General features: G+C 38.7%; 28 protein-coding genes. 15 read left to right on the top strand and 13 right to left on the bottom strand.

Annotated features, from left to right (window positions below; genetic code table 11):
* Positions 1 to 16: 16 nt before the first annotated feature.
* Positions 17 to 1,084 (bottom strand): 3-deoxy-7-phosphoheptulonate synthase, encoded by a 1,068-nt coding sequence (locus JFU56_RS09230; RefSeq protein ID WP_198437165.1) that lies wholly within the window; start codon positions 1,082 to 1,084, stop codon positions 17 to 19.
* 296 nt (positions 1,085 to 1,380) lie between these two features.
* Between JFU56_RS09230 and tal the strand changes: the two genes are divergently transcribed.
* Entirely contained in the window at positions 1,381 to 2,328 is a 948-nt protein-coding gene (gene tal, locus JFU56_RS09225) for a transaldolase (RefSeq protein WP_198437000.1), read from the top strand.
* Between the two features lie 150 nt (positions 2,329 to 2,478).
* On the opposite strand, the gene JFU56_RS09220 is transcribed toward tal, so the two are convergent.
* Positions 2,479 to 3,159, bottom strand: a complete 681-nt coding sequence (locus JFU56_RS09220; protein WP_198436999.1) for a TIGR01621 family pseudouridine synthase — start codon at positions 3,157 to 3,159, stop codon at positions 2,479 to 2,481.
* A gap of 131 nt (positions 3,160 to 3,290) precedes the next feature.
* On the opposite strand from JFU56_RS09220, the gene JFU56_RS09215 reads away from it, so the two are divergent.
* From JFU56_RS09215 to JFU56_RS09205, 3 genes are read left to right on the top strand one after another with little or no spacing between them, the layout of a single operon-like run.
* The gene (locus tag JFU56_RS09215) at positions 3,291 to 3,593 is read left to right on the top strand and encodes a SelT/SelW/SelH family protein (RefSeq protein ID WP_198436998.1); all 303 of its coding nucleotides are present in this window, start codon (positions 3,291 to 3,293) and stop codon (positions 3,591 to 3,593) included.
* Complete coding sequence (locus JFU56_RS09210; protein ID WP_198436997.1) at positions 3,583 to 4,320, top strand: M15 family metallopeptidase; 738 nt, start codon at positions 3,583 to 3,585, stop codon at positions 4,318 to 4,320. Before JFU56_RS09215 ends, JFU56_RS09210 begins: the two co-directional genes overlap by 11 nt.
* Positions 4,321 to 4,350: 30 nt before the next feature.
* Positions 4,351 to 4,617 (top strand): DUF2897 family protein, encoded by a 267-nt coding sequence (locus JFU56_RS09205; protein WP_198436996.1) that lies wholly within the window; start codon positions 4,351 to 4,353, stop codon positions 4,615 to 4,617.
* A 176-nt stretch (positions 4,618 to 4,793) separates the two neighbouring features.
* On the opposite strand, the gene bamC is transcribed toward JFU56_RS09205, so the two are convergent.
* Together bamC and dapA are read right to left on the bottom strand one after the other, a co-directional pair.
* Positions 4,794 to 5,924 carry an outer membrane protein assembly factor BamC gene (gene bamC, locus JFU56_RS09200; RefSeq protein WP_198436995.1) on the bottom strand — a complete coding sequence of 377 codons (1,131 nt, stop codon included), beginning with the start codon at positions 5,922 to 5,924 and terminating at the stop codon, positions 4,794 to 4,796.
* Between the two features lie 27 nt (positions 5,925 to 5,951).
* A complete protein-coding gene (gene dapA, locus JFU56_RS09195; protein WP_198436994.1) occupies positions 5,952 to 6,830 on the bottom strand; it encodes a 4-hydroxy-tetrahydrodipicolinate synthase in 879 nt (292 codons plus the stop codon).
* Between the two features lie 236 nt (positions 6,831 to 7,066).
* On the opposite strand from dapA, the gene JFU56_RS09190 reads away from it, so the two are divergent.
* Positions 7,067 to 7,606, top strand: a complete 540-nt coding sequence (locus JFU56_RS09190; RefSeq protein WP_198436993.1) for an ACT domain-containing protein — start codon at positions 7,067 to 7,069, stop codon at positions 7,604 to 7,606.
* A gap of 381 nt (positions 7,607 to 7,987) precedes the next feature.
* Here JFU56_RS09190 and JFU56_RS09185 read toward each other — a convergent pair whose 3' ends face one another.
* Complete coding sequence (locus JFU56_RS09185; protein WP_198436992.1) at positions 7,988 to 8,554, bottom strand: PepSY-associated TM helix domain-containing protein; 567 nt, start codon at positions 8,552 to 8,554, stop codon at positions 7,988 to 7,990.
* A gap of 544 nt (positions 8,555 to 9,098) precedes the next feature.
* Positions 9,099 to 9,647: a DUF6314 family protein gene (locus JFU56_RS09180; protein WP_242065925.1), complete on the bottom strand. Its 549-nt coding sequence runs from the start codon at positions 9,645 to 9,647 to the stop codon at positions 9,099 to 9,101.
* A 144-nt stretch (positions 9,648 to 9,791) separates the two neighbouring features.
* Between JFU56_RS09180 and bcp the strand changes: the two genes are divergently transcribed.
* The 5 genes from bcp to JFU56_RS09155 all read left to right on the top strand — a co-directional run bounded on the left by bcp (position 9,792) and on the right by JFU56_RS09155 (position 13,138).
* Positions 9,792 to 10,301, top strand: a complete 510-nt coding sequence (gene bcp / locus JFU56_RS09175; protein ID WP_198436991.1) for a thioredoxin-dependent thiol peroxidase — start codon at positions 9,792 to 9,794, stop codon at positions 10,299 to 10,301.
* Positions 10,302 to 10,733: 432 nt separating this feature from the next.
* Positions 10,734 to 11,363 (top strand): HNH endonuclease, encoded by a 630-nt coding sequence (locus tag JFU56_RS09170; RefSeq protein WP_198436990.1) that lies wholly within the window; start codon positions 10,734 to 10,736, stop codon positions 11,361 to 11,363.
* A 48-nt stretch (positions 11,364 to 11,411) separates the two neighbouring features.
* On the top strand, positions 11,412 to 11,561 hold the full coding sequence (locus JFU56_RS09165; protein WP_198436989.1) for a hypothetical protein: 150 nt from the start codon (positions 11,412 to 11,414) through the stop codon (positions 11,559 to 11,561).
* 73 nt (positions 11,562 to 11,634) lie between these two features.
* On the top strand, positions 11,635 to 12,453 hold the full coding sequence (locus tag JFU56_RS09160; protein WP_198436988.1) for an HNH endonuclease: 819 nt from the start codon (positions 11,635 to 11,637) through the stop codon (positions 12,451 to 12,453).
* A gap of 76 nt (positions 12,454 to 12,529) precedes the next feature.
* Positions 12,530 to 13,138 carry an HTH domain-containing protein gene (locus JFU56_RS09155; RefSeq protein WP_198436987.1) on the top strand — a complete coding sequence of 203 codons (609 nt, stop codon included), beginning with the start codon at positions 12,530 to 12,532 and terminating at the stop codon, positions 13,136 to 13,138.
* A gap of 111 nt (positions 13,139 to 13,249) precedes the next feature.
* Here JFU56_RS09155 and JFU56_RS09150 read toward each other — a convergent pair whose 3' ends face one another.
* Positions 13,250 to 14,044, bottom strand: coding sequence for a hypothetical protein (locus JFU56_RS09150; RefSeq protein WP_198436986.1), 795 nt, complete (start codon positions 14,042 to 14,044; stop codon positions 13,250 to 13,252).
* A 432-nt stretch (positions 14,045 to 14,476) separates the two neighbouring features.
* Positions 14,477 to 15,328, bottom strand: coding sequence for a hypothetical protein (locus tag JFU56_RS09145; protein WP_198436985.1), 852 nt, complete (start codon positions 15,326 to 15,328; stop codon positions 14,477 to 14,479).
* Between the two features lie 428 nt (positions 15,329 to 15,756).
* On the opposite strand from JFU56_RS09145, the gene JFU56_RS09140 reads away from it, so the two are divergent.
* Positions 15,757 to 16,494: a hypothetical protein gene (locus tag JFU56_RS09140; protein ID WP_198437174.1), complete on the top strand. Its 738-nt coding sequence runs from the start codon at positions 15,757 to 15,759 to the stop codon at positions 16,492 to 16,494.
* A gap of 255 nt (positions 16,495 to 16,749) precedes the next feature.
* Complete coding sequence (locus tag JFU56_RS09135) at positions 16,750 to 17,337, top strand: type II secretion system protein (RefSeq protein WP_305798240.1); 588 nt, start codon at positions 16,750 to 16,752, stop codon at positions 17,335 to 17,337.
* Between the two features lie 2 nt (positions 17,338 to 17,339).
* Here the strand turns inward: JFU56_RS09135 and JFU56_RS09130 are convergent, their stop codons facing one another.
* Both JFU56_RS09130 and JFU56_RS09125 read right to left on the bottom strand, forming a co-directional pair.
* On the bottom strand, positions 17,340 to 17,612 hold the full coding sequence (locus JFU56_RS09130) for a hypothetical protein (protein WP_198436984.1): 273 nt from the start codon (positions 17,610 to 17,612) through the stop codon (positions 17,340 to 17,342).
* Positions 17,613 to 17,806: 194 nt separating this feature from the next.
* Complete coding sequence (locus JFU56_RS09125) at positions 17,807 to 19,243, bottom strand: PLP-dependent aminotransferase family protein (RefSeq protein ID WP_198436983.1); 1,437 nt, start codon at positions 19,241 to 19,243, stop codon at positions 17,807 to 17,809.
* Positions 19,244 to 19,448: 205 nt separating this feature from the next.
* On the opposite strand from JFU56_RS09125, the gene phhA reads away from it, so the two are divergent.
* Together phhA and JFU56_RS09115 are read left to right on the top strand one after the other, a co-directional pair.
* Positions 19,449 to 20,267: a phenylalanine 4-monooxygenase gene (gene phhA, locus JFU56_RS09120; RefSeq protein WP_198436982.1), complete on the top strand. Its 819-nt coding sequence runs from the start codon at positions 19,449 to 19,451 to the stop codon at positions 20,265 to 20,267.
* Between the two features lie 98 nt (positions 20,268 to 20,365).
* The gene (locus JFU56_RS09115; RefSeq protein ID WP_198436981.1) at positions 20,366 to 20,710 is read left to right on the top strand and encodes a 4a-hydroxytetrahydrobiopterin dehydratase; all 345 of its coding nucleotides are present in this window, start codon (positions 20,366 to 20,368) and stop codon (positions 20,708 to 20,710) included.
* Positions 20,711 to 20,849: 139 nt separating this feature from the next.
* Here JFU56_RS09115 and JFU56_RS09110 read toward each other — a convergent pair whose 3' ends face one another.
* The 3 genes from JFU56_RS09110 to JFU56_RS09100 all read right to left on the bottom strand — a co-directional run bounded on the left by JFU56_RS09110 (position 20,850) and on the right by JFU56_RS09100 (position 23,490).
* Positions 20,850 to 21,917: an AI-2E family transporter gene (locus tag JFU56_RS09110; RefSeq protein WP_198436980.1), complete on the bottom strand. Its 1,068-nt coding sequence runs from the start codon at positions 21,915 to 21,917 to the stop codon at positions 20,850 to 20,852.
* A 38-nt stretch (positions 21,918 to 21,955) separates the two neighbouring features.
* The gene (locus JFU56_RS09105; RefSeq protein WP_198436979.1) at positions 21,956 to 22,207 is read right to left on the bottom strand and encodes a sulfurtransferase TusA family protein; all 252 of its coding nucleotides are present in this window, start codon (positions 22,205 to 22,207) and stop codon (positions 21,956 to 21,958) included.
* A gap of 296 nt (positions 22,208 to 22,503) precedes the next feature.
* On the bottom strand, positions 22,504 to 23,490 hold the full coding sequence (locus JFU56_RS09100) for a porin (protein WP_198436978.1): 987 nt from the start codon (positions 23,488 to 23,490) through the stop codon (positions 22,504 to 22,506).
* Between the two features lie 262 nt (positions 23,491 to 23,752).
* Here JFU56_RS09100 and JFU56_RS09095 point away from each other — a divergent pair, with 262 nt between their 5' ends.
* Complete coding sequence (locus tag JFU56_RS09095; protein ID WP_242065924.1) at positions 23,753 to 24,178, top strand: DUF423 domain-containing protein; 426 nt, start codon at positions 23,753 to 23,755, stop codon at positions 24,176 to 24,178.
* Positions 24,179 to 24,265 lie beyond the last annotated feature (87 nt).

The raw sequence follows: 24,265 nt of genomic DNA, 5'->3' as shown, positions 1-24,265 counted from the left end.
TATTACAACCTAAAACCTATGTTCTTTTAGTTAGACAACCGCTTAATTCAATGGCTGTTTCACGTAATAATGTATCAGTCGTTGCCCAATCGATACATGCATCAGTCACAGACACACCATAAGCCATATCCGCAATCGGTTGTTCTGACGACTGATTACCACCATTAAGGTGACTTTCAATCATCACGCCGATAATTGAGTTATTACCCTCCTGGATCTGGTGAATAACATTTTTCGCGACTAATGGCTGTAGTTCATGGTTTTTATTTGAATTAGCGTGGCTACAATCAACCATCAAGCTTGGACGTAAGCCCGCTTTAACCATGTCTTTCTCTGCTAATGCTACCGCAACTGAATCGTAGTTAGGTTGCTTACCGCCACGTAAAATAACGTGACCGTCTGGATTACCTTGAGTTTGCAGTAATGCCACCTGACCTTCTTGGTTAATACCCATGAAGCGATGTGAATGCGACGCAGATTTCATAGCATTGATTGCCGTTGATAGGCTACCGTCAGTACCATTTTTAAAGCCTACAGGCATAGACAAGCCAGATGCCATCTCACGGTGAGTTTGAGACTCTGTAGTACGTGCGCCAATTGCAGACCACGCAAATAACTCAGCAAGGTATTGTGGGCTAATTGGATCCAGGGCTTCCGTTGCTGTTGGTATTTCCATTTCAGCAAGGGTGATTAATAATTTACGTGCATTGATTAAACCCGTTTCAACATCAAATGAACCATCCATATGCGGGTCATTAATTGCGCCTTTCCAGCCAACTGTTGTACGTGGTTTTTCAAAGTACACACGCATCACGATATAAAGGCTATCACCTAGTTCGTCATGCAGTGATTTTAATTTGTGGGCATATTCTAACGCCGCTTTGTCATCATGAATTGAGCAAGGACCGCACACGACTAACAAGCGCTTATCTGTACCAGCGATAATATTAGCAATCGTTTCACGTGCAGAGTGTATATAACCAAGTGCATGCTCTGAAATAGGTAATTTTGATTTTAATTCGGCAGGTGTCATCAATACTTGTTCAGAACAAATATGTACATTATTTAAGGTATCTTTTTCCATTACGTTGCTCATATATCCTATTTATTATATATAAACAACATACCGCAGCAGAATGTGATTGCAAGTACTATTTTATCACTCAAGTTTGTCCAAAAAACGTGATGAAAGCCTACATACTTTCGAATGAAACATATGCTAAGATATGATCCAGAAATTACCGCATTTCAATAAAACTCAGATTCAAACCTGTCTGGTTTGAAACAGTCTAGTTTATAGTATTGACATTATAATCAATATTAATGATAGTGACGGTAAGCCCTTACACCGATCAATAATATAATTGTGGAAATAAAATAATGAGTAATCAGTTAGAACAGCTAAGTAAATTAACCACTATTGTTGCAGATACAGGCGATGTGGATGCAATTAAATTATACCAGCCTCAAGATGCGACGACGAATCCATCACTTATCCTAAAGGCAGCTGCATTACCGACTTATCAACCATTAGTAGCACAAGCAATTGCTTACGCTAAAGAAAATGCAGCACCAGAAGCACAAGTTGCACTAGCATGTGACAAACTGGCTGTATTAATTGGTAAAGAGATCTTAACGACAATTCCAGGTCGCATCTCTACTGAAGTTGACGCCCGTCTTTCTTACAACACTGAAGCAAGTGTTAAACAAGCATTACTACTAATCGAACTTTATAAAGAAGTGGGTATTGAGAAAGAAAACATTCTGATCAAACTGGCTTCTACTTGGGAAGGTATCCGCGCAGCAGAACAGCTTGAAGCAATGGGCATCAACTGTAACCTAACGCTTTTATTCTCTTTCGCTCAAGCGCAAGCATGTGCAGAAGCAGGTGTATACCTGATCTCTCCTTTCGTTGGCCGTATCATGGATTGGCATAAAGCGAAAACAGGCGAAACTTATGAAGGCGCTAACGATCCAGGCGTTATCTCGGTAAGCACTATCTACAACTACTACAAAGCATCGGGTTATAACACTGTTGTAATGGGCGCAAGCTTCCGTAACACTGGTGAAATTCTAGCGCTTGCTGGTTGTGACCGTCTAACGATTGCACCTCAGCTATTAGAAGAACTACAAAACTCTTCAGAGCCTGTTGTACAAACGTTATTCTCAGAAGCTGACGCTGTTGCACCAAAAGCGAAACTAACTGAAGCTGCATTCCGTTGGGATCACAGCCAAGATCCAATGGCTGTTGAAAAACTAGCTGAAGGTATCCGTAACTTCGCTATCGACCAAAATAAACTAGAAGCGATGATTGCTGACTTATTCTAAGCTGAATAAAGCAATACTTTTGTTCTGATTGAATAAAAAGTATCGTCGTTAACAAAAACGCCCAACGCATTACTCGAGAGAGTCCTACGTTGGGCGTTTTTTATCCATTATTTAACCACGCTACCTCGCTGTAACTTGGTTATATAACAATTATACTTTTGGCCAAGCCAAAGTCTCAGGCTGTGCATAAGCAACTAATGCTTCTTTACATGCAGCAGTCTCAAACTCTTTACCGCTTAACTCGTCAGCCACAAAGCTAAAGTCTTCGCCATCTAACGTAAACTGTAGGCAATATGCGTGTAAGTAAGCACGATCATATTTCCAAGCATCTGCACTTTGATACAGCGGATCACCACAGATAGGGCTACCTAGGCTGTTTAGTGCTACGCGTAACTGGTGTGTCTTACCTGTGTGTGGTTTTAATACCACTAGACGCTTGCCATCACCGATACTTTGCGTGAAGAACTGCGTAACAGCAGGGTTAGTTAACGTTTTTGTTAAACGCCACATGCTGCGACGTGAACGTTCCATATCGCCTTTTACTAAACCTTGTTTTTTCTTTGGCTTGCTATCGATAACACCCAAGTAATATTTTTGGATCTCGTGCAATTCAAATAACTTCGCTAATTTAGCAGCCGCTTCTGATGATTTAGCTAATAACAACAATCCTGATGTCACTTTGTCTAAACGGTGTACTGGAAAAACTAATCTGCCAATATCCTTTCTGACAATAGAACAAATACCATCAACGCCGTCTTCATCATGAAAACCAATGCCCGCTGCCTTGTTGATAACCAAGAAATCATTATTTTGAAATAGAATGCTATACATTTAAAAAACCGATGCTGAAAATGAGGCCGAAGTGTACCCTAAATAAGCGACAAAATCATATACCCAAGTCAATAATAACGCTAGGATAAGTAATCGTACGTTAGAATAAGTCATAAAAAGAGGACCTTGACGTGTCAGAGATCAAAGCTGAAATTGATATTTACTATTGCAGACAGTGTAACTGGATGTTGCGCTCAACCTGGCTAACGCAAGAACTCCTGCATACCTTTGCTGAAGATATCAGTAAAATCAGTCTGCACCCAGACACAGGTGGCCGCTTTGAGATCCATTGCAACCAACAACTGATTTGGGAACGCAAACAAGACGGCGGCTTTCCAGAAGCCAAAGTATTAAAGCAACGCGTCCGTGACATCATCGCCCCAGCGCGCGATCTTGGCCACTGCGATCGCACGGTATCACCTGATGCTAGCTAACACATTACTCACAACCGACGCGTTAACAGGGCAAGCACAAAGCCATGTAACAGCCCTACCAATGTCCTCAGTGATGTCCTCAGCGATTGCATCACTTGCGCATAAACCGCAGCATCTGATTCATCAACAAACATTACCCGCATTTCAACAGCTGCAAACACGTGCTAAACAAGCAGGGTTTAATCTTGATGTGGTGTCATGTTTTCGCTCTTTTGAACAACAGCTACTTATTTGGAATAATAAGTTTAATGGCCTCAGACCAATTTTGGATCATGACAGCCAGCCGCTAGATACCGCTATACTTAGTGAAGAGCAAAAGGTATTCGCCATATTACGCTGGTCAATGCTACCCGGTGCTAGCCGCCATCATTGGGGCACGGAAATTGATGTCTGTGATTACAGCGCATTACCAGCAGGTTATCAGTTACAACTGATCCCACAAGAGTATGATGAAGGGGGTTATTTAGCCGCACTATCCACTTGGTTAGATAATAATATTGCCGATTGTGGTTTTTATCGGCCTTACCGTCAAGACCTTGGTGGTGTATCACGTGAACCTTGGCACTTAAGTTATCTACCAATGGCAACGCAGGCTCAACAGGCGCACACGCTGGCCGTCATCACTGATACTATCCGCAATGCCGACATTCAAGGTAAAGCGACTATTTTGGCCAACATAGAACAAATTTACAGGCAGTATATCTGCAACGTGGCAGCAGCCGATTAACGAAAACATTAACGATTAACAGGAGTATTTATGGTTTGGCTTATTATTCTAGTCGCATTAGGCTTTATTCTAGGGTCTATAATGACATTGAAATACACCGCAAACATGAAAATGAAAGCACCTAAAGAAATTGAAAACCAATACAATAAGGCATTTAATCTAGATGCAGGTGAGCACGCTAAAGCACTAGCGGATGATGACAACGAACAGCAAGAATATAGCAATGAATACAAGAACGAATATGACAAGAACCCAATGCCTGATGACGTTAAAAAAGACCAAGAGCAAAATAAATAGGTAGCGAGTCAGCCCTATAAAATGGCTATCGATGAAAGCCAACAGCTATAACGTACAGCCTATAAAAGTACTGTCTATAAAGTAACGTTCTATAAAAATAAAAAGGCCTATGTATCACTACATAGGCCTTTTTCATATGCTTCACACCGTTGGTGTATCACATCGTTATCTCAATGTTACTTTTCAGCTTCAGCTTTCTCTGCACGTAATGCAGTAGCAGCGTCTTTCAAACTAATAAACAACTCACTCATCATTTCTGCTGATAGAGGTTGTTTATCTTCACCAAAGAAGGCAATTGAAGTATTGCCGTTAATTTCACCAACTTGGATACGATAATCATCTTCAGCTAGCGTCACTGGTGTTACTTTATTCTCAGTCCAGTATTCATCAGATTGTTCATCAAAACTCACTAACATAGTCGCAGCCAGTTTATCTTCGTCTTCAACCGTAATGCCGACTTTATCGAATACCATAGGCATTAACTTCCACGCATCATCAAACGGAATATTTAACGTGATGACAGGATGTTTCTGATCAACAAAATCAATCTTCAGTTTCGACGCTTTTTGTTCAGCCGTTTCTTTGTTGTTACCTTCGATACGGTCAATTTCGTAATAAATATTAAGTAGGTTTAGCATTTGCACAGCAAAACGACGGCTATCGCCTTTACTTAAATCATTATCAACTTTAGTACCGTCTAGACGTTCTTCATGGTCGATCAAATCAACTTGTAGGCCGACAGTACGTTTACTTGCAACCGTTAATAACGTGAATTTATAACGTTGTTTTAATTCGTAGTCTGATACTTCTTTAAATTCCTCGAAAGTATCATTGTTGATTAGCCAATCCGTTTCTAGCGTATGATTAACTTCATCTAATTGCGCAATAGCCACTTTTTTATCGGCTAAGAAATTAGCTAACAAAGACCACACCTGCGCAGAAATATCATCTTGTGAACTACGGCTGTTAAACCAAACCGTCACGTTCTCGCTACCTTCTTCAACACGAACTAAAGGCGATAACGCTAAAATTTGTACTGGTGAACGCACATCAACAGCAGCGCCGACAGGGTAATCTTCAGTCCCTTCGACTAATTCAGGTACGTCATAACGTTTTGTGTATAACGGTGTATCAAGTCCTTCTGCAATCACCAATTCTGGTTTGACTGTTTGATTCAAATATTCAAAGTCTTGATTTGCCTGACGTCTTGTATCTGTTCCTGAACAAGCACTGACTAAAATAGCGCACGCTAATACGCTATAGCGTTTCACGTTAGTCAAGCGGTGACCTGTTGATGACATAGTCATAGTATTAATATTCCCTAATTCAAAAATTTATGCATCCACTGCAAGTGCGAGTGCCGCACTCACTTGAGCATGATATTGCTGATCTAATGCAATTAATGGTAACCGTAAATTCGCCGTTGCAGTTAAAGATAACTGTTTGCATGCCCACTTTACTGGGATTGGGTTTGCTTCGACAAATAAATCTTGGTGTAAACGCATTAATTTGTTATTGATTTCAGTCGCCTCTTGACGCTGACCTGCTAATGCAAATGCGCACATACGGCTCATTGCATCGGCGGCGACATTACTGGTAACAGAAATAACCCCATTACCACCTTGCAACATAAACTCACAGCCTGTTGCATCATCACCACTATATAATAAAAAATCATCCGGTAGGAAGGGTTTAAGTCGAGTTAAACGCGTTAAATCACCGGTAGCATCTTTGATGCCTATGATAGCATTAAGTTCCGCTAATCTAACTACGATCTCATCGCTAATGTCACAACCTGTACGACTGGGGACATTATACAAAATCTGAGGTAAATCACAGGCTTCTGTAATGGCTTTATAATGCTGATATAAGCCTTCTTGCGTTGGTTTATTATAATAAGGCGTAACACACAGTCCGGCAGCGACACCTAACTTGTGTAATTCTTGACTCATTTGAATCGCGTGACGAGTACTGTTTGATCCTGTCCCCGCGATAATCGCGATACGACCTTGTGCCATTTCCAACACTTTTTTGATGACGTCAACATGCTCATCTTGATTGAAGGTACAAGATTCACCAGTGGTGCCTAATACCGCTAATGCAGTGGTATTACTCTGGATATGATATTCAACTAAACCTTGTAAAGAGCAAAGATCGACGTCTCCGTTGTCGAGCATAGGAGTGATAAGTGCGACGATATTACCTGTTAACATATTGGCCTTGTTATTACTGACTTATAAAACACGTGGCATAGTAATAGTAGGAGTCTGTTGTCGCAAGCATATTCTGGCTATATACCTACCAACATCAATATGCTGGTTGATAAGCTGGCGGATTGTTGCATCTTGAAGTTGCTTGGGTATATGATGCTCTATTGTTTGTTTACTTTAATTTACACGGAATAGTTTACTTACTTTAATTGACCCGGAATAAAAGGACCTGGAACAAAATGACGCAGAATTTAGTTATCACCGCCCTGGGCAGTAACAGCCCAGGTATCGTTCACAAGCTTATTGGTCACGTCAGTAACTGCGGTTGTAATATCGTAGATAGTAAACTGGCTATTTTTGGTAATGAATTTACCTTGATCATGCTGTTGTCTGGCGAATGGAATGCGATGATCCAACTCGAATCTAGCTTGCCATTAAAAAGTCAAGAACTCGACTTAATCACGATGATGAAACGTACCGAACGTCATGAGCCTATCAGTTATGATCATACCATTGAAGTGGAAATAACAATTCCTGATGCAACCGGTATTATCGAGAAATTCACGCTATTCTTTACCAACAATAATCTTAATTTAGCCGGCCTACGTTCAGAAATTATCGTTGACGCGGGCAGCCCCGATATACTCAAAGCAAATTTCACCTTAAACACCACATTTGATTGTGACTTAGCTATCTTAGAATCAGAGCTTTGCGGACTTTGCACCATTCTGCATGCTGACTATCAATTCATGGTTGATAACAAAGTGCTAACGGCCTAACCTTATATAGCCTCAAGCATCGCGGTTAAAACCATGATTAAACCGCGATGAGCTCTCCTGTCCCACTGCTTAATTTCTGCTAATCACACCACTAAATATTATATATTCACGATTCTACTATACTCAAAACTGATCAGTGATATCGCTTGTAACAATGCCCAAAATATAACGCCACATTCAATCACTTTTCAAACATAGCCAAATACAGAGTCCATTACCCGATTCTGATATTGGCTTCCACCTGTCAGTATTGAAGAAGGACTTAACATGTCGAATATATTCGGCTATCATCTGTGATACCTTAGGCTTAAATTTAGCCTAAGGCATCCACATTAACTGCAATACTAACCACGCGCAATCTGCACACTTACTGATGATTACCTATGGATTAAGCGATTGAGATAATGAATCACCAGCTTCTCTTAATTCGGTTTTCTTACGATTCTGACGTCTTAATATATAAGGCATTAAGAACATGTAAATCCCCGTGATCCACAACATAAGTAAAATGACTGAAGCCGGTAAAAATAGCCATAATTTAGCATGTTCATGAAAGAACGAACCATCATGCAATGATTCAATCAGATCTGAACGACGATAGGCGACTTGCAAGATCTTACCAGTGGCATTATCAATTTGAACTTCGACTTTGTTTTTAGCTCTGACTTTCACAATACCTTTCGAAGGCCTAACATCCATACGGCTGACATTTTTCCAGCTCTGGATCTCAGCTTCGGGCACAGTGCTAGCAATGTCGAGTATCTGTTGGAATGATAGTTGCGGGATTTTAGTTTCACCTTTCATACTCGCAGGTTGCACCCAAGTAACTTCTTTTTTTACTTGCAGTAATAATCCACTAATAAGAACAACGATTATCGGTAGTGCTATGATCGCAGCCCCCCAATAATGGCTTTTACGGTTGACTCGTTTCCAATTTACTTTTTTCATACAACTACCTTGTTACCTAGTCTAGATTCTAAATAACGCGAGTGTAGTGATAATGATTTCCATTTGCAATCAAGCTGAAGTATGATTTTTTTTCAAATTAACCCGACATAAAGTCGTATATTTCAAATTACTATATAATGATAAATAAAAGTACCATTTATAGAGTAAATAATTTGCACATTCACCACTATAAACAGTGAGTGTAAGATTTGTCATCTTTTCACTTTATCTACCCAAAACGCAACTTTTTATACCGCTATACCCTTCAATACCCGATTTATCACTCGCGCAACTCAAGGTATTTAAATAGTGTTGACCTGAATTCACGGTATTTTTATGACCAGTGGCCCCTATAAATACAAAACTTACCAATAATAACGAAAATAACATCTGTTTTTGTTCTAACATAAGCTAGTCCTCATATCCGTATGTCGTTAATTTAATATTGTACATATCGATAGAAAACAAAGCCTAAAAGATAAAAAAGTGGCCACAACAAACAATGCATAATAATACATAAAATATATCAACTTTTACGTGTTAATTATGTCCAATATATATAATCCAATACTTCACATTTTTTGGGTCCTTGAATACGCCATTGCATTTCAAGACTCTCTGAATTTAGTACAAACGAAGCATCGTAATTGTCTGCTGCACATTGATGTGACTGCCGCGTGACTAATTTCCCTTGCTCATTTTCGATAATATCAAACAAGAATACCGGTTTATCCCAGCCAAAGCGTAAGTGCGTTAAGCGAATATAGTCGCCCTGGAACTGCCATAAATATTGATTATGCATAGGGACTTTACGATCGACAGATACGTGATAATCACCACGTTCAATCGTTTCAACAATCACGCCAAATTCAGGATCGACAGATTCATCCGTGACGCTGCCACGACGTTTAATTAAGCCCTGCCCTTCACCTTGCCAACCTGTCACAGATTCATTGTCGCTATTCACTTTAAAACTAAATCTGTTTAACCGGTTAAGCAGAAACCATAATTGCGTTAATGTTTGCACTGTCATCTCCTTCGCTACGATTAAAATCGCAGCAACATAGTCGTTATCACTATTTTGTTCAGGCATTATGCCGCGTTACATCAATTCGTCATATGTATAAAAAGTCGGTTATAAAAAGCCCCTTGTCGACAGACAAAAACTCCCGCACAATAGCTACATACGATTTATTCATCATTTATTAGACATCTATTAACAGTTAGGACGATATCCATGCAAACTTTAAAATCTGGTGATAAAGCACCATCGTTTACCCTGCTCAACCAACATAATGAAAGCGTTTCGCTTGATTCATTCGCTGGTAAAAAAGTCTTAGCTTATTTCTACCCAAAAGCAATGACTCCGGGTTGTACGACACAAGCACAACAGCTACGTGATAATATCACAGCGTTAGCTGAGCTAAATGTAGAAGTACTTGGCCTTAGCCCAGATGAAGTTGTTCGCCTAACTAAGTTTGCTGACCGTGATGAATTAAATTTTAGCCTACTTTCAGACCCAGATCATGCTGTCGCAGATGCTTTCGGTATCTGGGGCCTTAAAAAATTCATGGGTAAGGAATATGATGGTATCCACCGCCTTTCTTTCTTAATCGACGAGCAAGGTGTAATTGAGCACGTATTTACTTCTGCATCGCTAAAAGCTGTGCCACTAGAAGGCGAATACAGCAAGTTTAAGACTAAAGACCACCACCAAGTAGTATTGGATTATTTAGCCGCTAAATAATCGTGTCTTATGAATTTAAGAACAAAACAAGCCAACATGACTGTTGGCTTTTTTGATCTTATGAAAGAGTTATTAGGGTCAGGGGGAGTTGAAGCCCAAATCGATACTGTATGTAATTACAGTGTTATTTTTTTGTAATCGGTAGCCCTATCCATATGCACCCAATACGACCCATCCTATGCCGCCAAAGTGCCGCCTTTTGAAATAATAAATTATGATTCTATAAGATATTATTTGTTTCTAGCATTAAGTCTCAGTTTGTCAGGTAAAAGTCCTGAACTTCTTCCATGAAAACTTAAAATCGAATAAAATCAGTTGTATACAAGTATTTTTTAATTGTTGACTAGAGAGTATGTATTTGGGACGTCGAAATGTCCTACTACGAAAACGTTAGTCAAACTGGGAACCTACAATGAAAATTAGAGAGGCAAAATGTCAATATCGAATGAGTTAATCCTTAGCCTTTTGAAAGGTAACCCGAATAAAAAATATGATCGTAATTCAATTCTTAATGAACTGATATTGAATTACCCTGAAGCTTATCAACAGAAAAAGGATAGTCACAACAATCCTAAAAGAACTGTTGATGAACAGATAAAAAACCAAGCCTATCGATTTGTTCTAGAAAACGAAAGTGAGTACAAAGAGCTAACAATCAATAGAAATTGTAAGCCAATACAGTTCCATTGGGATTCCGAGAATACAAGTATTTTGACCTTACAAGATATGAATAACGAGCTGGTAAATTTAGCCGCTTTATCGTTGAAAGGGTGTGATGAAAAAAGACGTGAAAGGCTAAGAAAAGCTGATAAAAAACCTAGAAAGCTGACGGTAACTGTAACGGTTTATGATAGAAACCCTGATGTTGTTGCTGAGGTATTACTCCGAGCAGAAGGTGTATGTGAGTGTTGTGATTCAAATGCTCCATTTTTACGGAAATCAAATAAGAGCCACTATTTGGAGGTTCATCATATTACACCTCTATCAGAGTGTGGCGAAGATTCTGTGGAGAACTCAGAAGCATTATGTCCTAACTGTCATCGTGAAAAACATTTTGGATAAACCTGAAAACATATAAAACGAATTGCTATCAAGTATGAAGGAAGAATTATGAGAACATTTAAAGGTCGAATTCAATTCCCCAATGGGGTATCACAAGACGTAGTGGTACAAGCTGATAATCAATACAAAGCTACGATTTTAGTTAAAGCGCAATATCAGGGCGCTCGGATTAGTCGTTCTTTAACTGAAGTTAAGTGACCGTATAGTGGTCTTGTTAATTAGGGATACTATCGGAGTTTTTTGATTTCTAAATAAAATAGTGAGTTATTGTATGAAGAAGTGCTGGGTTATATATGTTGGAGAGAAGGCTGAAGGCAACTTTAATATAGGTTTTGAAAAAGGCATTTGGGGACATAAACGTATCTTCAATGGAGTTGGAATAAAAAATATCCAAAAAGGAGATATAGTTTTTTTTGTCCAACACTTACAAAAATTGAAAGGTGCTATCGGCAATAACGAAAAAAATGGATTTCCGAGAGTTCCTGCTGAAGAACTGTTTGGGGTAATTAAGTCTCTTTCTAAATGTGAAGTCACAAGCAATTATTATGAAAGTACTGATGAAGTCTGGAGTGATGACATTTATCCACATCGATATGATTTCAAAGTATTAGAGCAACATAAAAATATAAATTTTGGTTTAGAATTTTTTGAACGTTGTTTTGTTGAATCGGTTCGTAGTTCTCTTCTTAAGAAAGGCTCTCCAATCGAAGCAAATATGCTAGATGATTCCAATATATTTAATCAAACTGAAATTGCTGATATGGAGGTTGAAGAAGGGCAGCTTGTATATAAAACACACTTACGAAGAGAAAGAAATTCTGACATCGTTATCCGAAAAAAAGAGCTAGCGTTAGATTTATATGGGTCATTATCTTGCGAGGTTTGTCATTTCAATTTTACTGATGTATATGGTATTAGAGGAAAAGATTATATCGAATGCCATCATAAAAATCCGCTTTCAGATACTAAGGTGGGAGTTAAAACTAAGCTAGATGATTTAGCTCTTTTGTGTGCAAATTGTCATAGAGTTATTCATCGTTATAAGCCATGGATAACCATAGATAAATTGCGTAGTTTAATTTCCGCGTGAACTACATCTTTGGTATGACATTTTGAAAGGTGTTATTTGGAATGTGTAGTATGGGGTTTAATATTAAGGTGACATCGTGACTTTTAGGGAAGCCATTTTATTAGTAATGCAAGAGTTACAGAAGCCTGTTCATTACAAGCATTTAACTAAAACTATTCTAACTAGGGGGTTGTGTACTACCGCAGGAAAAACCCCTGAGTTGACAATAAATGCGATTATAACAAAATCAATAAATAAAGAAGGCGTATCATCACCCTTTTTAAAAGTAGAAGCAGGTACATATAAGTTAAAGAATGCTCTCGGTTTCATTGAATTACACCCTGACGAAGTTGAGCCTTCTTTTCACAAAGAAGGGATGGTAAAACAAGTGCTTGTTAATGTTTATGAGCGTAACTCAAATGCAAGGGATGACAGTATTCTGCACCATGGTATTCAGTGCTATGTATGCTCGTTTGATTTTGCTGATTTCTATGGATCTGAATTAGGGAAAGGATTTATTCATGTGCATCATGTGTATGACATCTCATTAATAAACGATGAGTATCAGGTTGACCCTATAAAAGATTTGATACCATTATGTCCGAATTGTCATGCTATGGTACATAGGCATAGACCTGCAATGCACCCTGATAAGCTTAAAAAGGAAGTATTCAAAAATAAGAAAGAAGCTAAAAGCAGTTTATAATAAATTTAAAAATGTGGTTGCGATATGGGAGTCGCAACACTGCAGGTAGCTTAACTTTGATACCAGCTTATCTAATAATTTATAGTTGTTGGTGGTCGATTAATGCGTGATCTATATTTCACTGTGATCTATGGCTAAGAGGGTTGCTTCAATTAATTTTTTCAACATGAACTCTCCTAAGGTTGAATAATCTAGGTCTTCCTCACGAAGCATTTTATGGATCTCGGTATGTAGAACATTTATCTCTTCAAGTTTATAAATATCATATAGGCATTTGATATAAGCTAATAAACTCTTATTTGTAAAGTCAAAGAAATAGCTAGAAAATGTTACATGAGTGAACTGGCGTTTGGTTCGTCCAGAAATCAGTTTAGAAAGTTGCTCTTTATTCAAAGAGGTTCGGGCTAGGAAGTCACACAATATATGTCGGTGTTTTACCTTAGAATTCAGGGTAAGTTTATTATTCAAATGGTAAACTAGTTCTGTCGCATCATCTTCTTTTTGAGCTCCATTCAAAGCATTAACTGTGAAAATGAGTGGCGAAGTATCATCATTATCAAAGTTCGTAAAAGTAAATTCATGTAATTCGGATAAGCTTAAATCTAAAATACTAGAAGCTAATTCTTCAGACCATTCTTTTGTAATACTTTCATCAAGCATTACTTTTGGGAAGGTAATTAGTAATGAGTTAATTATACGATTATTACCTAGTAATAATGCCAATTGACATAGTGGGAGTATATCTTTCCACTTTCTTATCAGCTTAGGTCTCTTCTCTAAAGTAAGCTCAACAATTTCGTGTAAATCTAACGAGATTAGTTTGGCTAGCGACTTCTTGTTACAAAGTAACGAAACATCGCCAGCATTATCGTAGAATTGTTGAAACTCGAGCTTGGAGTTAAACATAATGGCACCCTTAAATTTTCACACTCTACTATAAACGATCTAAGCTAACAAGGAGCTTAGGACCCCTCAAAGGCTTTGTATTCTGAGCTTAAAGTTTAAACTTAGCGTTACTTGGTAAATAGATGTTCTAGGCTTATTTTTGCTGAAACATTGATTCCCCAATTTAGTGCAAAATTATCTCATCATTTTTAGTCTGTTATAGCTAAGTTAGCATCTGTAAATAAGCTTTAGAGTGGGGATCTTATGTGAGTATGCTTTTGGTTATGCGTGTTACATAAAATATGTTAAATAGAGCCTAAATAGGTAAAGTTTAGTTGGGCTTAGCGTCTAATATGCCGAATGGATATTGAGTTAATTAGTTCGCTATATTTACATAGCGAACTACAGGTTTATTGATATGTCACCTCATATACGCTTAATAAAATATGATTATCATAATGCACAATTATTTTTTACACGTGTATAAGCTTCCGTTAGTCCATTGTTATATGCAGTGACTTCAACAAATTTTCTATTGGCATGACTGTAAGCTTGTAGTTTGATGGCATCATCTTCCAGTAGAATACGGTCTATATATTTATCTACTTTTAACGATACCCCTGTATGACCTACAGATTCAGATTGATATGTTTTTCCTTTCAAATATGGAGCGTATACAGTTACAGTAATATCTTCACCAGTTGCAGCGTAAGTTTCACGGTTCAAAAATGAAACATAAACATCTCCTTTGAAACAATTCATACGTAAACCGTAATTATGAGTTTTTGCTGCATCGTGCTTATTTGTAAGAGATGATGTGTAATCTCTTACTGGTATGGCTGTTGGACTTTTTCCACCTGTAGTTTTCCAATAAGTCTCTGAAAAACCATTGCTTGCTATAATATCCCCATGATAACGAACGCCTCTAGTTACCTTAACCACATCATTATTAATATTTTTGTTGATATGTTTCTTCATTCCGATGACACCAACATCTTGTAGGCTGTACTTCTTATCAAACAGCATCTGCCCATCAAGTGAATAAATGTCGCCTAGATAAATGTAAGTACTTCCGTAAAGTTTAGCTTCTACATTTTTAAATATAATGATTTCACCATCTTGTAGTTCGCTACGAATCTTTTTATACGAAGCTTCTTTCCATACTTTATGTTCCGTCCCTTCTAGTTCTTGACTTAGGTTTGGTGGGGCTATAATTTTCTTTTCAATAGGTGGATAGGTATTTGTTGATTGGCAGCCAGAAAGTAAAGTAATTAGTATGGCTGGAGTCAGTAATTTAATTAGCACGATATGCCTCTGAGTTGTTTAATTGCTTACAGATTCTAGCACCTAACTGGTAGTCGTCATAACATATGGTAAATTATTGAAACCAAATTAAGTATTATTTTAAACTTAGTTTTTTTAGTGTTTATTTTAAAATAAGCAGTTGTATTTTATGTTGTTAAACATAAGTACTATAATACGCAAAACAAAACTGTCCCCGATTAAAATGTCATGTTAGCTCCGTATTTCTTACAGTATTATCCCTTTAATTCCCCATATATCACCAAGATGATTTTGCATCATTTTGGTGAATGTCCATTTCAGCCTAAATATAATCTCGAACCTTTATTTTCTTAATTAATGACACTGCAGAATTTGGTCTGTCATAATAAGCCCTGATAATAACAAGGCACTCCTCCCAACTTTATTGTGCCTGAAAGAGACTTTTAAAAATGAAATTCAACGCTAAAACCAACTTCATACTTGCCATCATCGCCTTCATATTCACCCTATCGACACAGGCTCAAGCTGGCGAACTCCTGTATGCAAAAGGCTTCACACCATCCCAGAAAGCCCAAGTAAAAACATGCTACAAACAAGATAAAACCTTCCCTCAACAAGTCCGTAAACTTACCGCCAAGGCCGATATAGCCATCAGAAGTATGCATAAGCAGCGTGACGGATATATGTTTATGACCACAACCAAAGTTCACGGAAAATGGAGTAATCATACCCCGCTTAAATGTGACCTCCGCAGCGATGCAAAGAAAAAATACGACCGCGAATTAACACTAAACCAAGAAAAAAAGCGAGCGCTGAAAATCCAACAAGAACAGAAAATAAAGCAGGATACAGCCAAGAGGAAAGCTCAGGAAACGAGTAAATCAGCCGATAACAAAGCGCAAATAGACAAACAATACAGAGAAGAACAGGCGCAGAAAGCCAAGAGAATTGCATATCGAAAAGCAGATATAAACAAACAAGCCGTTAAATGCAAAGACGAGTTACTCAGCACATTAACGATCCCCAAGGACCCATCATATAAAACCACCGGCAATATGCAGGTTTCTATCAACCATATCAATGTCACTGTAGACGTCGCTAAATATAGCGCAGGCCTGAAACGTTCGACTAAAAAGCATGTTAAACAATGTAAGGTAAAGCCAACTGTATATCCACGTAATATCTGAGGTATGTAAGCAGTTAAGCACCAAGATGATTTGGCACTATCTTGGTGAATGGCTATTTCAACAAAAGTATAATCTACATCGCTAGAACATTAGCTCGCAAAAGGCTGTTAACGCTAACAAGAAACTAACTACAATACAGATATATATCATACTTTATATTTACAGGTGAATTGCATTATTTATAAACAATCAGTCACATTTACCTTGTCGTCCATGCGAAATGAAATAAGATAAATCCTATCAATAAGATAATTAATGTTGGGATTTATGCCGAGAAATACACATACAAATAACAGCTATACAAAAAACAGCTATACAAAAAACAGCGGCTTTACCCTAATTGAATTAGTCATCGTGATTGTAGTTCTTGGCATATTAGCAGCGACAGCTGTACCTAAATTTATCAATCTAAGAACAGATGCAAAAGCTAAGAATTTAGAATCTATCCACGGTTCAATGCGAAGTGCGTTACAACTTGTATATTCTAGAGCAGTGCTCAAAGGTGAAAATATAGGTGCCGGTACCATTAATATTAACGGTACCTCAGTCCCTTTATATAACGGTTATCCTTCTGTACGCGGGCGAGATAGTTTTATTGCTATCAATGCGCAAGTCAAAGCGTGGCTTGATATTGATTCAACAGATAGAAATACAGCAAACAAAGATCGTAATTCAGCGCCTTTTTTTACCGATAAATCCACAGCCCAGAATCATATTTACATTTTCTTTACCGAGAATTATGACCAAAAAAGTGGCCGTTTTAAATGCCGAGTTCGCTACGAAAATCCCGTAACCACAACACCACTTCCCCCTGTTATAACAGTGCTAACTGATGAGTGTTAACGTTAATCAACTAGTCCATTGCGTTTTAAGCCGCGTCGTACATTTTTACACAATTTACCAACACGGTTTAATTCATCAAAAGTCGGCGCAGTGCCTTGCTTGACTTGGTCTTCCCAATAACAAAGTTCAGAGTCGACTAATTCTAATAATTTCTTCGGACAACCTTCACAAGAATCACCACAAATACTCGATTCAGGTTCGTAGAACGGAAATACGCCACGTACTTCTGTAATAAGGTTAGTCATAGCGATAGATAGATTCGGTTTTTGACTCATGGCTTTTACTCACAACAAGACCAACTAAGCACGACAGAAACGCGTAACTTGAGAATGGAATGACTTTGGAGGTAAGATTATAACGCCCCACCTCCTCATAAAAATTGATATTGGTCATTTATAACTGTGATATGCATCACATTCAGTATTACCCCCTGCTGCCCACCTATTTAGTCAACGAGCTAATCAACCAGCTATTTTACCAGCAGTTCACTCGCGATAGCGGCTAATGTTTTAATACTGCCCTGCATATCAATTTTAGGGTCGCAAGCACAGTTAATACGGATACAGTGATCAAATTTATTCGTCGCACTGCTTAACTGCCCAGGAATAATACCAATGCCCATGTCAATCGCCTTAAGATGCAGTTCATGACCATCAATATCTTGGGGGAGTACCACCCACAAAATGCAGCCACCTTGCGGATTCGAGACTTGGGTACCGTCAGGGAAATGTTGACGTATTAACGATTGGATCTGATACACCTGTTTGGCGATCTTAGCCGTTAATTGCCGTACATGGCGGTCATACTTACCGCTATTATAAAATTGCGCCACGACAATCTGTGAAAACTGTGGTGCGCTAATATTAGTAAACGTCTTAAAATAAGACACTTCTTTGTAATAAGCGCCCGGAGCGATCCACCCCACCCGTAATCCCGAGGCAATGGTTTTTGATACCGACGAGCAATACAGTACCATGCCTTTTTTATCGAATGCCTTACACGGTTTTAAACGCGACCCATCAAAGGATAAATCCCCTAACAAATCATCTTCAATCAACGGAATATCTTTAGTTGATAACAACTCCACCAGCAGTTTACGATTCGTTTCCGGCATACATGAACCCAGTGGATTACTGTAACTCGGCACCACTAACACCGCTGATATTTGCCACTTCTCTAACGCTAATTCCAGCGCTTCAAGGCTCATACCGGTAACAGGGTGACATGGTATTTCTAGCGCTTTATAACCTAATGATTCAATTAGCTGCAACGAACCAACAAAACCTGGCGACTCCAACGCTATCGTAGCGCCCGGTTTAGCAACAGCACGTAAACATACCGACAAGGCCTCTAAACAGCCATTAGTGACAATGACATCACTCGCTGATACCTGACAGCCAAATTCATTCATGCGCTTGGCCAGCACATCGCGTAATAATGTATTACCAGCCGAAAACTGCACTTCAACAATATCCGCCATGTGATGTTTGATCACTTGGTTGGATATCTTTTGTAACGCGGGCGTCGGCATAAACTCACTCGACGGATACGAGGTGCCCATGTTGATCACATTAGGCTCACTACAATGATGAAATATCTGACTGGCGAGTTCATGGATCTTCACCGACTTGGGTTTCATGGTCATACTCATGCCCATACTAGGCAGTTCAATCACCGCGTCAGTGCTATTATTAAAGCAGACGTAATAACCTGATTTAGGCCGAGCCTCAATCAGTCCAACAATCTCAAGTTCTTCAAGCGCCCTTTGTATCGTGGCAATACTCATTTTCCGCTTTACAGATAAAGCGCGTAGCGACGGTAGTTTATCACCCGGCAAATACACGCCTTGATTAATTAAGTCGCGTAAATCGTCGGCGACTTGCTGATATAACAATACTTTAGTCATTGGTGTTAGCTACTTTTATCATTTGATTTTTAAGCATGAATAATCGATATGGCATAAACCAGTACAGTTTATCAAATTACTCACCAGTACAGTGACAGATTAACACATCTGTACTGGTTTATTTATCAGTTTCCTGAATCTGTACTGCATATTTAATTAAGGTTAATCTAATATCAATTGAATAACACAGCACTAGGAAGTAATTATGAACTCATCTTTAGCTATTGAAGCGAAAACAAAATATGTTTCACGCCAACCAGATAAACACGGCTACATCAATTATAGCGATGAGGAACACTGCACTTGGGCTACGTTATATAACCGTCAAACCGAGATCATTAAAGGCCGGGCCTGTGACGAGTTTATTGCCGGTATTGATCTGCTTAAAATGAGCGCAGACCAAATCCCACAGCTGCCAGATATTAACCGAAAACTAAAAAAATTAACTGGCTGGCAAGTAGAGAACGTGCCAGCTTTAATTGGCTTTGAACGCTTTTTTGAATTATTGGCGAATAAACGTTTTCCAGCAGCGACTTTTATCCGCACCAAAGCAGACATAGATTACATTCAAGAACCGGATATTTTTCATGAACTGTTTGGCCATTGCCCACTACTCACCAATCAAGCTTACGCTGATTTTTCTCAGCATTACGGTGAGCTAGGATTAAAAGCCGACAAAGCCGACCGCCCGATGCTGGCTCGCTTGTACTGGTTTACCATTGAGTTTGGCTTAATGCAGAGTCAGCAAGGTTTAAAAATTTTTGGTGGTGGTATTCTGTCGTCAAAAGAAGAAACTTGCTACAGCCTAGAAAGCGATATTCCCAATCGCCAACCACTGCAAGTCATCGAGGCATTTCGAACCCATTACCGTATTGATGAACTGCAAAAGAATTATTTTGTTATTAACCAACTAGCAGATTTACAGCAATTAATTAAGCTCGATTTAATCACTTTGATCAAAGAAGCTAAAATATTAGGCATGAAACCGTCAGCCTATGTTCCGAAAGAAGATAAGGCTTGTTAACATCTAGCGAGACCAAAGCAGAGCTTCATTAAACGACTTAAGACGAATTGAAATATATCATTTAAAACACTCTTTAAAACATAAGACGAGAACAAATCATGACTGAATTAAACCAACAAAGTTGCCAAGCTTGTCGCGCCGATGCACCACAAGTGAGTGATGCAGAGCTAGCTGTATTAGTTAATCAAATCCCTGATTGGGCGGTAGAAGTGCGTGACAATATCATGCAATTAGAGCGTGAGTTTAAGTTTAAAAATTTCAAACAAGCTATCGCCTTTACTAATCGTGTAGCGGTAATGGCAGAAGTGGAAGGCCATCATCCGGCACTATTAACTGAATGGGGCAAAGTGACGATCACTTGGTGGTCACACAGCATTAAAGGTCTGCATAAGAATGATTTTGTTTGCGCAGCAAAGACAGATACATTACTGGCTGCTGAATAAATACATATATTTATATAACTAGATAATAAAAAACAGCCCGTGACCAAAATAAAATTCAGGTTCACCGGCTGTTCATCGTTTGGCTATTCTTGTTTAGACTGTGCAGCCTGTTCTTGTAGTCCAGTCCAGTCTAGCCTAATTAACCTTCAACCGGGATCGCGCCACGCTTTGGCCAAGCATTAAATACCGCTTTCACCAAGGTTGCTAATGGGATAGCAAAGAACACCCCCCAGAATCCCCACATACCACCAAACACTAATACCGACATAATAATCGCGACCGGATGTAGGTTCACAGCTTCCGAGAACAACAACGGCACTAATAAGTTACCATCCAGCGCTTGCACGATACCGTACGCTATCATCATATAAGTAAATTCAGGTGTTAGACCCCACTGGAACAAACCAACAAGCATCACAGGTACTGTTACCGCAGCTGCGCCGATATAAGGAATCAATACCGAGAAACCCACCAATACCGCAAGCAGTGCTGCGTATTGTAAATCAGTAAAGAAAAACACTAACCAAGTACAAAAGCCAACAATGATAATTTCAAATACTTTACCGCGAATATAATTGGCAATTTGACCATTCATTTCAGTCCACACTTCCATCGCCAGACGACGATTTTGCGGCAAAATACTCACTAAGGCTTTTACCAGGATCTGCTTATCTTTGAGCATGAAGAACACTAATAACGGCACTAAAATCGAATAAATCAAGATCGCAGCTAAATCAAATAATGATGCAAACGAAGCGCTTACTATCATCTCACCCGACTTAACAACATGATCTTGCACTGCCAACGAGGCTGTTTTAATTAGCTCAGCATTAAATATGTCTGGATTTTCTTGTGGCAGCATCAACAAGAATTCTTGACCTTGCTTGAGCATAGTTGGCATTGCTTTAACCAGCGTCACCCCCTGATGCCATACCGTTGGTACTAAGCCCAGCGTCAACATCACCATCGAGGTGACAAAGAGCAGTAAAATAATGACCGTTGCCCAGGTTCTCGACATCCCCAAACGCATTAATTGTATTAACGGCCAATCCAATAAATAAGCTAATACTACCGCCACTAAAAAAGGCGTAATTAAACTACCAGCAAAATAAATAACCGAAAAGCCAAATACTAACAGTAAGAATAGAGTGACTGCGTGCGGGTCAGAAAAACGTTCTTGATACCAACGGGATACGACAGAGATCATAAATTGTAATTGCCTTAAGATTGTATTATTTATAAGTGTTAAGTACTGAGCTGCGTCAGTGATAAGTGCTGGGTTAGTTTGGTGATCTGAATACGTAATATCAACGCATTACTTTCTAACTCAACAACTGTGTGACCGAGACTGATCAAAAATTTAGGTATATCTTGACGAGAACCAGGGTCGGTCAGTAATACGATAATTTCAGTACCGAGCTCAGCTTGCTTTAACCAGAGTTTTACTTTGATCAGCGGTAAAGGGCAAGTGTAGGCGCTTAGGTCTAATTGCTGCATTGTATTTACCTGCTTTTTAAAGCTAGAGAATATTGCCAAAGGTGAAGCTTATAGGCTCAAATATAATGCCCAACAAGAAATTTCGAGCCATTATCAACTGTTTTCAATTGATACACAACAAGCTTACGGTTTGAATATGAAGTAGATACAACAAGGAGTAAATAGAGGGGAGCATTGACAATACCATTATGCATAGAAAAACGGTTAACCCGAAGATTAACCGCCTTGTTTATATCTGCAATGACTGCAGTAAATCCTGCTATGGCATTCTAGGTGCGATAGTAGGATTTAATTCTTTAGAAACTGTAACGCGCAGCGAGGTGGAAGTCATCATCTTTACCATCAACACCATTAATACGGTATTCAGCTACTGTACGTAGGCTCTTGTTAAAGTCATAACGTACACCGAACACTAGGTCATCAACAGAATCTGTTTTAGTTGATGATACAGTCTCTTCGATTTCTTGGAAGTTATATAATACTTGTGCACGAAGTTGCTTCGTGATCTTGTACTCAACCGCTAATTCATAAGCTGTGTGGTCTTTACCTTTAGCTTCAAATTCAGAGCCTTGTGCATATGTTGCAGCTACATTTACTGGACCCTTTTTGTAGCTTGCACCCACTAAGAAAATTGATGCATCGTAATCATCAGTTGGTGAACTCGCATTAAAGCCTGCCGCGAGTGTTAGTCCAAAATCAAGTTCATACGTTGTAGCTAAACCGTATGCAGCATTTTGTTTACCGTCTATCTCGTCTTGTTCATTCTGAGCTTCCTCAAAACGGTATGTCGCATCTAATTGTAATCCACCAAATTTATTGCTGTATTTTAATAAACTGTTATCTCGCCCTGTACCCTGATGATCTGAGCCGACACCAGTGTTACCACCGTATGCATTGGTGTAAGCTATATCAGTAATATCAGATACCAATGACACGGCACCGTATTGACGACCAAAGCTGAATGCACCAACTTCACTATCAAGGCCTACATACGCTAAACGGGTCTTCGTTGTAGGGTCTTTTTCGCTATCTTTAAGGTCGTACTGAACTTCATAACGACCAAAGGCCGATAATGACTCAGAGATATCTGATTTTAATTTAGCGCCGATACGGATATAAGAGTCATTACCATATTCATCGCTATCTTCACTGCCAAAGTTATGACCAACATATGCACGGCCATATATATCAACAGATTGACCATCGTCTTTATAAACTTCAACAGCGCCAACCGTTGATGCGAATAAACTTGGTAATACCAGTGCAAGTAGTGATTTTTTCATTTTAGGTTCCATTCCATTAGCTAAATATAAAAAGATAAAATATAAGTTGTAAGTAATTGAATCGTTAAGCAGTTGTCATTTAACAGTGAATAACTGAGTAACTGCTTTAATTGGAATGAATACTAAAGGTGTAATATGACAAAGATGTGTGATTAACATGAACAAAAAATGTAAGATAAATGACAGCTTTATTACATAAAGTAAAAATAATAATTAAGTATTACAACAAACTAAGTCTTTCTATATATGAAGGTAACAGACAATGCAGAATGGTAATAACATCACAAATAACGTAGGAAATAGCAGTACCACCAAGATAAAATTTTTCCTGGTCACCTGTGCAATATTAATGTTTGGCAATATTCTTATCGGTACATTGGGGGCGCATTTATGGCATTCACAACTGGTACTTCATAACGGCATCGCTAACTTTGCCACCGCACGAGATTATTTGTTTATTCATACCTTGAGCATGCTATTTTTGGTGCTGTTAGATAATAAGTTTCCAGAAGGCCGTTTTAATTGGGTTGCCGGATTACAATTAATCAGCATTATGCTGTTCAGTGGCAGTTTGATTTTGTATGCATTAACGGGTGAGAAATGGTTAAGTAACATCACCCCGTCGGGCGGTAGTGGTTTAATGCTGTCGTGGCTATTACTGGTGTGGCGCGCTTGCAAAATGAAATAGCTTTACTTTAATACTCAGTAAATCAACAGATAAAAAACAGGTGCTAAATTAGCACCTGTTTTTTATCTAACTATCAACTATTAACTA

Source organism: Moritella sp. F3, from assembly GCF_015082335.1.
In the GTDB taxonomy this organism is placed as follows: Bacteria; Pseudomonadota; Gammaproteobacteria; order Enterobacterales; family Moritellaceae; genus Moritella.
This window is presented reverse-complemented; position numbering and strand designations above follow the sequence as displayed.

Bases quoted from the DNA above. Each gene is read 5' to 3' on its own strand.
- JFU56_RS09100 (WP_198436978.1), bottom strand. From the start codon at position 23,490: ATGAAAAAATCACTACTTGCACTGGTATTACCAAGTTTATTCGCATCA.
- bcp (WP_198436991.1), top strand. From the start codon at position 9,792: ATGCAAACTTTAAAATCTGGTGATAAAGCACCATCGTTTACCCTGCTC.
- bamC (WP_198436995.1), bottom strand. From the start codon at position 5,924: ATGACTATGTCATCAACAGGTCACCGCTTGACTAACGTGAAACGCTAT.
- JFU56_RS09180 (WP_242065925.1), bottom strand. From the start codon at position 9,647: ATGCCTGAACAAAATAGTGATAACGACTATGTTGCTGCGATTTTAATC.
- JFU56_RS09190 (WP_198436993.1), top strand. From the start codon at position 7,067: ATGACGCAGAATTTAGTTATCACCGCCCTGGGCAGTAACAGCCCAGGT.
- JFU56_RS09135 (WP_305798240.1), top strand. From the start codon at position 16,750: ATGTTGGGATTTATGCCGAGAAATACACATACAAATAACAGCTATACA.
- JFU56_RS09140 (WP_198437174.1), top strand. From the start codon at position 15,757: ATGAAATTCAACGCTAAAACCAACTTCATACTTGCCATCATCGCCTTC.
- JFU56_RS09165 (WP_198436989.1), top strand. From the start codon at position 11,412: ATGAGAACATTTAAAGGTCGAATTCAATTCCCCAATGGGGTATCACAA.
- JFU56_RS09220 (WP_198436999.1), bottom strand. From the start codon at position 3,159: ATGTATAGCATTCTATTTCAAAATAATGATTTCTTGGTTATCAACAAG.
- JFU56_RS09110 (WP_198436980.1), bottom strand. From the start codon at position 21,917: ATGATCTCTGTCGTATCCCGTTGGTATCAAGAACGTTTTTCTGACCCG.
- JFU56_RS09125 (WP_198436983.1), bottom strand. From the start codon at position 19,243: ATGACTAAAGTATTGTTATATCAGCAAGTCGCCGACGATTTACGCGAC.
- dapA (WP_198436994.1), bottom strand. From the start codon at position 6,830: ATGTTAACAGGTAATATCGTCGCACTTATCACTCCTATGCTCGACAAC.
- JFU56_RS09210 (WP_198436997.1), top strand. From the start codon at position 3,583: ATGCTAGCTAACACATTACTCACAACCGACGCGTTAACAGGGCAAGCA.
- JFU56_RS09115 (WP_198436981.1), top strand. From the start codon at position 20,366: ATGACTGAATTAAACCAACAAAGTTGCCAAGCTTGTCGCGCCGATGCA.
- JFU56_RS09130 (WP_198436984.1), bottom strand. From the start codon at position 17,612: ATGAGTCAAAAACCGAATCTATCTATCGCTATGACTAACCTTATTACA.
- JFU56_RS09095 (WP_242065924.1), top strand. From the start codon at position 23,753: ATGCAGAATGGTAATAACATCACAAATAACGTAGGAAATAGCAGTACC.
- JFU56_RS09150 (WP_198436986.1), bottom strand. From the start codon at position 14,044: ATGTTTAACTCCAAGCTCGAGTTTCAACAATTCTACGATAATGCTGGC.
- tal (WP_198437000.1), top strand. From the start codon at position 1,381: ATGAGTAATCAGTTAGAACAGCTAAGTAAATTAACCACTATTGTTGCA.
- JFU56_RS09230 (WP_198437165.1), bottom strand. From the start codon at position 1,084: ATGGAAAAAGATACCTTAAATAATGTACATATTTGTTCTGAACAAGTA.
- JFU56_RS09205 (WP_198436996.1), top strand. From the start codon at position 4,351: ATGGTTTGGCTTATTATTCTAGTCGCATTAGGCTTTATTCTAGGGTCT.
- JFU56_RS09185 (WP_198436992.1), bottom strand. From the start codon at position 8,554: ATGAAAAAAGTAAATTGGAAACGAGTCAACCGTAAAAGCCATTATTGG.
- JFU56_RS09170 (WP_198436990.1), top strand. From the start codon at position 10,734: ATGTCAATATCGAATGAGTTAATCCTTAGCCTTTTGAAAGGTAACCCG.
- JFU56_RS09160 (WP_198436988.1), top strand. From the start codon at position 11,635: ATGAAGAAGTGCTGGGTTATATATGTTGGAGAGAAGGCTGAAGGCAAC.
- JFU56_RS09105 (WP_198436979.1), bottom strand. From the start codon at position 22,207: ATGCAGCAATTAGACCTAAGCGCCTACACTTGCCCTTTACCGCTGATC.
- phhA (WP_198436982.1), top strand. From the start codon at position 19,449: ATGAACTCATCTTTAGCTATTGAAGCGAAAACAAAATATGTTTCACGC.